Here is a 522-nt window from a genome sequence, read left to right on the forward strand (position 1 = left end):
AGAGGACTTGAACCTCCACGGTGTTGCCACCACTAGAACCTGAATCTAGCGCGTCTGCCAATTCCGCCACGACCGCATATCCACTTGTCAAAAATACTGGTGAGCCATGAAGGACTCGAACCTTCGACCCTCTGATTAAAAGTCAGATGCTCTACCAACTGAGCTAATGGCTCGAAATACTGGTGGGGAGAGACGGATTCGAACCGCCGAACCCTGAGGGAACAGATTTACAGTCTGCCGCGTTTAGCCACTTCGCTATCTCCCCAGTAAGTGGTGCCGGCAATAGGACTTGAACCCACAACCCCCTGATTACAAGTCAGGTGCTCTACCAATTGAGCTATACCGGCATACTATTAAATTATGGCATATCTTTCATGAAAAATCAATGTTTTTTATTTCCACTAAAACATTTTACATTTTCATGAAGGAGGCCACCTTGTAAAAGATGGCGGAGCTGACGGGACTCGAACCCGCGACCTCCGGTGTGACAGACCGGCGTGAACTCCAACTTCACCACAGCTC

At 48.9% G+C, this 522-nt stretch carries 3 tRNA genes; all 3 read right to left on the reverse strand.

Features of this window, described 5'->3' with window-relative positions:
- Positions 1-97 precede the first annotated feature (97 nt).
- Positions 98-173 (reverse strand) — tRNA-Lys (locus AC3WQH_RS25550).
- A gap of 7 nt (positions 174-180) precedes the next feature.
- Positions 181-265 (reverse strand) — tRNA-Tyr (locus AC3WQH_RS25555).
- A 6-nt stretch (positions 266-271) separates the two neighbouring features.
- A tRNA-Thr gene (locus AC3WQH_RS25560) sits at positions 272-347 on the reverse strand.
- Positions 348-522: the final 175 nt, after the last annotated feature.

The sequence above is a fragment of the Brevibacillus sp. FW301-21C12A genome (genome assembly GCF_058788915.1).